The 6,473-nt window shown below is 73.9% G+C and carries 5 protein-coding genes; 3 read left to right on the forward strand and 2 right to left on the reverse strand.

The window, feature by feature from the left end; all coding sequences use genetic code 11:
- Positions 1-17: 17 nt before the first annotated feature.
- Genes ECOMGDLI_RS36760 through ECOMGDLI_RS09745 form a run of 3 tightly spaced genes read left to right on the forward strand, consistent with a single transcriptional unit; the run spans position 18 to position 4,353 of the window.
- Entirely contained in the window at positions 18-1,487 is a 1,470-nt protein-coding gene (locus ECOMGDLI_RS36760; protein ID WP_143447614.1) for an ABC transporter permease subunit, read from the forward strand.
- Positions 1,484-2,434 (forward strand): sugar ABC transporter permease, encoded by a 951-nt coding sequence (locus ECOMGDLI_RS09740; RefSeq protein WP_088316501.1) that lies wholly within the window; start codon positions 1,484-1,486, stop codon positions 2,432-2,434. The genes ECOMGDLI_RS36760 and ECOMGDLI_RS09740 overlap by 4 nt, the downstream gene beginning before the upstream one ends.
- Before the next feature lie 2 nt (positions 2,435-2,436).
- Positions 2,437-4,353, forward strand: coding sequence for a glycoside hydrolase family 13 protein (locus ECOMGDLI_RS09745; protein ID WP_158220957.1), 1,917 nt, complete (start codon positions 2,437-2,439; stop codon positions 4,351-4,353).
- A gap of 26 nt (positions 4,354-4,379) precedes the next feature.
- Here the strand turns inward: ECOMGDLI_RS09745 and ECOMGDLI_RS09750 are convergent, their stop codons facing one another.
- Both ECOMGDLI_RS09750 and ECOMGDLI_RS09755 read right to left on the reverse strand, forming a co-directional pair.
- Positions 4,380-5,015, reverse strand: a complete 636-nt coding sequence (locus ECOMGDLI_RS09750) for a metal-dependent phosphohydrolase (protein ID WP_088316503.1) — start codon at positions 5,013-5,015, stop codon at positions 4,380-4,382.
- Between the two features lie 318 nt (positions 5,016-5,333).
- The coding region (locus tag ECOMGDLI_RS09755) for a S1C family serine protease (RefSeq protein WP_233153388.1) at positions 5,334-6,473 on the reverse strand (1,140 nt) is incomplete at its 5' end.

Below are 6,473 nucleotides of genomic sequence, written 5' to 3' on the forward strand. Positions count from 1 at the left end.
TCGCGCTCGCGGTCTCGATGACCCCGACGCTCGTCGGCGGCTCCCGCTGGGGCTTCCTCCTCGTCGTCTGGGGCATCGCCGGACTCGCGCTGCTCTCCTACACGACGACCCGCTTCCTGCCGGCGAAGTACCTCCTGCCCGGCAGCATCGGGCTCTTCCTCTTCCTCGTGTTCCCGATCCTGCTCACGGCGCAGACGTCGACGACGAACTTCGGCGACGGCACCCGCACGACCAAGGAGGAGACGGTCACCTCCATCGTCTCCCAGTCGGTCACCCAGACCCCGGACTCGCCGCGGTACAACCTCACCGTGGCGACGACCGGCTCGCTGACGACCGGCCCGTTCACGTTCTTCCTCGTCGACCCGACGAGCGGCACGGTGTCCCGCGGCACGCCTGACGGCCTCGAGCCCGTCGGCAGCGGCGACGTCACCGTGACGGCGAACCGGGTGACCGCCGCGCCCGGCTACACGATCCTCACCCCGCAGCAGCTCAACGCCGCGAACGCCGAGATCCAGAAGGTCGTGGTCCCGACCCCCGGCGGCGCCATCAAGGTCCTCGGCATCCGCACCGCGTTCGAGGGCGAGACGACGCTGCGGTACGACGAGGCGTCCGACACGATCACGGACTCCGCGACCGGCGCCGTCTACACGGTCGCGAAGCAGGGCGACCGCGAGTACTTCGTCGGCCCGGACGGCCGGCGGGTGTCCGACCAGTCCTGGAAGGCGAACGTCGGGGTCGACAACTACACCCGGGTCTTCACGGACGCCACCATCCGGGACTCGTTCCTCGGCATCTTCGGCTGGACGCTCGCGTTCGCGACCATCACCGTCGCCACGACCTTCGGGCTGGGTCTGGCCCTCGCCGTGACCCTCAACGACGAGCGGGTCCGCGGGCAGCGGATCTACCGCACCCTGCTCCTGCTGCCCTACGCGATCCCCGGCTTCATCGCGATCCTCGTGTGGGCCGGCTTCTTCAACAAGGACTTCGGCCTGCTGAACAGCCTGACCGGGCTCGACGTCAACTGGTTCGGCAACACGACGACCGCGCGGATCGCCGTCCTCCTGACGAACCTCTGGATGGGCTTCCCGTACATGTTCCTGGTCTGCACCGGTGCCCTGCAGTCCGTCCCGGCGGACCTCAAGGAAGCCGCGAACATCGACGGCGCCAGCGGCTTCACCGCGTTCCGCCGGATCACCTTCCCGCTGCTCCTGGTCACCGTCGCGCCGCTGCTCGTCGCGTCGTTCGCCTTCAACTTCAACAACTACAACATCATCGCGCTGCTCACCGAGGGCGGCCCGTTCTCGCCCGACAACCCGTCGGCGGGCGGCACGGACATCCTCATCAGCTACACGGTGCGGCTCGCGTTCGGTGCCGGTGGCGCGCAGCTCGGCTTCGCGTCGGCGGTGTCCGTCCTGCTGTTCGTCCTCACCGGCATCATCGCCGCCGTCCAGTTCCGCCTCACCCGTCGCCTGGAGGACCTGACATGAGCGAGCTCTCGAGCACCCCGGCGGCCGGGCCGACCCTGACGAAGGTCGCGGACGCCGCCGCGACCACCCGCCGGCCCTCGCCGGTCGCCCAGCCACGGATGGGCGCCGCGCGCTGGTGGCGGGAGGTGGGATGGCGGCACGTCGTCGGCGTCGCGATGCTCGTCTTCTCGCTCTTCCCGGTGCTGTACATCATCTCCGCGGCGTTCAACCCGCTCGGCAGCGTCGTGAGCACCGGCATCATCCCGCGGGCGTTCAGCCTGGAGAACTTCGACAAGCTGTTCTCCACGACGTCCTTCGAGCGGTGGCTGCTCAACAGCCTGCTCGTCGCGACCGTCGTCACGGTGTTCCAGGTCTTCTGCAGCTCGCTCGCGGCCTACGCGTTCTCCCGCCTGCGGTTCCGCGGCCGCCGGGGCGGCCTGCTCACCCTGCTGCTCATCCAGATGTTCCCGCAGTTCCTCGCACTGGTCGCGATCTACCAGATGTTCACGACCATCGGGGACGTCGTCCCGAGCATCGGGCTCAACACCATCGCCGGGTACATGCTCGTGCTCTCCGCGGGCGCGCTCGGCCAGGTCTGGCTCATCAAGGGCTTCTTCGACGCCGTCCCCAAGGACCTCGACGAGGCGGCCACGGTGGACGGCGCGGGGCACGTGACGATCTTCTTCCGGATCCTGCTCCCTCTGCTGCGCCCGATCCTCGTGGTCACCGGCCTGCTTGCGTTCATCGGCGTCATCAACGACTTCCTCATGGCGTCGATCTTCCTGCGGGACGACAGCGCCAAGACCGTCGTCATCGGCCTCTACGGGATCATCGACGCCGACCGGTCGAACAACCTCGGCCTGTTCGCCGCGGGGGCGCTCATCACCGCGGTCCCGGTCGTCGTCCTCTTCCAGGTCGCGCAGCGCTACATCGTCGGCGGTATCACCGTCGGCGCCGTCAAGGGCTGACCGTGCTGCTCCACGAGCCGCACCACGACGGGTCCGTGCTCCACGTCCCGGACGGCGAGGTGCCGCTCGGCGCGACGGTGCCCGTCCGCGTCCGCGTCCCGCACCGACCGGACGGCACCCCCGGTGCCGGGCAGGTCGCGCTCCGGGTCGTCCGGGACGGCGAGCCGCAGCTGAGCGCCGCGGTGGTCGACGGCGTCGACGACGCGGGGACGTGGTGGCGCGCGGACCTCACGGCGTGGAACCCGGTGGCGTCCTACCGCTTCCTGCTCGCGGGCCCGGGCGGCGGGTACGCCTGGCTCAACGGCACGGGGCTGCACCACCGCGACGTCACGGACGGCGCCGACTTCAGGCTGCCGACGTACCCACCGGCACCCGACTGGGTGGCCGACCAGATCGTCTACCAGGTCTTCCCCGACCGGTTCGCCCGCAGCGCCGCCGCGCACTCCCGGGCCGGCGGCGGGCCCACGGCGGCGGACCTGCCGCCGTGGGCCGTCCCGGCCGGGTGGGACGCCCCGGTGACCCACCGCGGCCCGGACGTCGCGCAGCAGGTCTACGGCGGGGACCTCGACGGCGTCGCCCAGCACCTCGCCCACCTGAGCCGGGTCGGTGCGACGCTGCTCTACCTCACCCCGTTCTTCGAGGGCCGCTCCAACCACCGGTACGACGCCGTCTCGTTCGACCGCGTCGACCCCCTTCTCGGCGGCGACGCCGCGTTCGAGCGGCTCGTGGGCGCCGTCCACCGGCTGGGGATGCGGGTCATCGGCGACCTCACGACGAACCACACGGGCGCGGGGCACGAGTGGTTCCTCGCCGCACAGGCCGACGCGAGCAGCGAGGAGGCGGGGTTCTACACGTTCCGGACCCACCCGGACGACTACGCCTCCTGGTGGGACATCCCCACGCTGCCCAAGCTCGACCACGCCTCCGCGGCGCTGGCCCGGCGGCTCTACGACGGGCCGGCGTCCGTGGCCGCCCGCTGGCTCAAGGCCGGGCTCGACGGCTGGCGGGTCGACGTCGCCAACATGACGGGGCGCGCCGGGGCCGTCGACCTCGCGCACGACGTGGCCCGGGCGCTGCGCCGCACCGCGGCCGAGGCGGGCGGGGACGCATGGGTCGTCGCCGAGCACGGGCACGACGCCTCGGGGGACCTGGCCGGTGACGGCTGGCACGGCACGATGGACTACGCGGGCTTCACCCGGCCGGTCTGGGCCTGGCTCAACGGCGGTGCCCCGGGCGGCCCGGGGCTCGAGCACGGGCTGCCCTTCCTCGGGTTGCCGGTCGGCGTCCCGGTGCTCCCCGGCGGGGCTGTCGTCCGGACCATGCGTGAGGTGCACGCCGCGATGCCGTGGCGGTCCTGGGCCGCGTCGACGACGCATCTCGACAGCCACGACACCCCGCGGTTCCGGACCGTCACCGGCGGCGGGACGTCCGGGTGGGTCGACGCCGCAGGCCGTGGCCGCGACCGGCACCTCGCCGGGCTCGCCCTGCAGATGACGATGCCCGGCGTCCCGGCGGTCTTCATGGGCGACGAGATCGGGCTCACGGGTGTGGACGGGGAGCACTCCCGGACTCCGTTCCCCTGGGACCGGTCCGACGCGTGGGACACCCCGACGCTGGCCGCCTACGAGACGTGGACCGGGCTGCGCCGGTCGCGGGTCGCACTGCGTCGTGGCGGGCTGCGCTGGGTGCACGCCGGTACCGACTCGATGACGTACCTGCGCGAGCACCCCGACGAACGGGTGCTCGTCCACGTGGCACGCGGCGACCACGACCCGGTCCGGCTGCCGCTGCGGGCGCTCGGCGTGCCGCGAGCGCGTGACGTGACGACCCTCGTCGGCGAGCCGGTGGGCGACCCCGGCGACGGCACGCTCCTGCTGCCTGGGGGAGGGCCGGCGGCGCACGCGTACCTGCTGCCCTGACGGCGCAGGTCCGCGGCGGGCGGTGCTCAGCCGCGCAGCGCCTCGAGCTCCGCCGCGACGTTGGCCCGGGCGGCGGCCTCCCAGCGCTGCCGGCCCGGCGCCGTCCGGTAGAGCCGGTCCGCCGCGACGAGCCCGGCGAGGACGGCGCTGCGCCCGGCCCGGAAGGCGTCGTCCGGCACGTGGGCGTACTCGGCCCGGACGGCGGCCGCGTACCGGGCGTAGCGCGGCGCCGGGGCCGCGAGGATCGCGAGGTCGGCGTCGCTGAGCACCGCCTCGTCCGGGTCGCCGTCCGACGGCACGTGCGCCGCGGTCATCCGGACGAGCCGGGCCGCCCGCGCCACCCGGTCGTCGGGCACCCCGAGGCGTGTGAGCACCTCCTCGGCGAGGACGGCGCTCGCCTCCTCGTCGTCGCCGGGCCGGCCGTCGTAGACCGCGTCGTGGAACCACGCGGCGAGCCGGACGGCGGCCGGGTCGGCGGCGTCGGCCACGAGCAGGTCTATGGCGGCGAGCACCTCGGTGAGGTGCTCGGTGTCGTGGTGGCGGCGGTGCGGCTGCGCCCAGCGGGCCAGCAGATCGGCGCCCGCGGCGTCGACCGCGGCGGCGCCGGCCGTGGCACCCGCCGACCGGACGGCGTCCCGCCAGGCGTCGAGGAGGTCCGTCACGGGGCCATCCTTGCGCGTGCGGCCGCACACAGCGACGGAGCACCGCCGCGGCCGTCAGGGGGAGCGGTCGCGGCGGTGCTCCGTGCTCGGCGCGCACGTCTGCGCGCCCGGTGAGGACCGTGCCTCACCACCGGCCGCCGGAGGGGAGCCGCGGCCGGCTGCCGCCGGTGGCTCGGGATCACCGGCGGGTCCTGCCCGCAGGTGCCGGGGAGAGCACCTGCGGTCCTGCGTCGGCCGTCGCGGCGGGAGGTCCGCGTCGGCCGGGTTCTCGGGCGGCGTGGGGCCGGGAGGTCCCCACGCCGCCCGGGTCCGGGCGGCCTACTGGCCGGAGGTCGGGCGCGTCCCGAGGGTGACGTCCACCTTCTGCGCCGAGCCGTCGCGGACGACGGTCAGCGAGACGGTCGTACCGGGCTTGCGCTCGCGGATCTGGGCGACGAGCGAGTCGGCGCCGCTGACGGCCTCTCCGTCGATGGCGACGACCGCGTCGCCGGTCCGCAGGCCGGCCTTCGCCGACGGGCCGTCGGCGGCCACCGACTGCAGGATCGCGGCCTGGCGCTGCGCGCCGTCCGCCGTCGCCGTGCCCTCGCTCAACGAGACGCCCATCCAGGCGTGCTGGGCGGTGCCGCTCTTGACGAGCTGGTCGGCGACGTCCTTGGCGGCGTTGATCGGGATCGCGAAGCCGAGGCCGATGCTGCCGGACTGGCTGCTGCCGGCCACCGCGCCGAGCGAGGCGATCGACGACGTGATGCCGATGACCCGGCCGCGGCTGTCGACGAGCGCACCGCCGCTGTTGCCGGGGTTGACGGCCGCGTCGGTCTGGATCGCGTTCGTCACGACCGCCTCGCCGCCGCTGCCGAGCGGGTTCTGGCCCTCGGACGCCGACGTCGTCACCGGCCGGTCGACGGCGGACACGATGCCGGTCGTCACCGTGTCCGACAGACCCAGCGGGTTGCCCAGCGCCATGACGGCGTCCCCGACGCGGACCGCGGACGAGTCGCCGAGGGTGGCGGCCTTGAGCCCGGACGGTGCCGCGTCGAGCTTGATGACCGCGAGGTCCGTCGCGGGGTCGCGGCCGACGATCGAGGCGTCGAACGTGCGCCCGTCGGAGAGGACGACCTGGATCGTCCCGCCGTTCGCGGCGTCAGAGACGACGTGGTTGTTCGTGAGGATGCGGCCGCTCGTGTCGAGGATGACGCCGGAGCCCTCGCCGGAGCTCTGCCCGGCCCGCACCTTGACCGACACGACGCTCGGCTCGACGGCCGCCGCGACGTCGCCCCAGTTCGGGGACGTCACGTTGCCGCTGTCGACCGGTGCCTTGCCGGTGCCCGCGGCGGCGGGGCTCGAGGAGGTCGTCGTCACGGTGCCGCCGGAGTCGTCCGTGGCGGTGACGATGCCCGCGGTGAGCAGGCTCGACAGGACCGCGGCGCCGGCGCCCACGGCGACGACCCCGCCCCAGCC

Origin of the sequence: Kineosporia sp. R_H_3, from assembly GCF_002198675.1 — a bacterium.
Taxonomy (GTDB): domain Bacteria; phylum Actinomycetota; class Actinomycetes; order Actinomycetales; family Kineosporiaceae; genus R-H-3.

What these genes read in the sequence shown, in the direction of transcription:
- ECOMGDLI_RS36760 (WP_143447614.1), top strand. Translation starts at nt 18, where the DNA reads ATGACCCCGACGCTCGTCGGCGGCTCCCGCTGGGGCTTCCTCCTCGTC.
- ECOMGDLI_RS09740 (WP_088316501.1), top strand. Translation starts at nt 1,484, where the DNA reads ATGAGCGAGCTCTCGAGCACCCCGGCGGCCGGGCCGACCCTGACGAAG.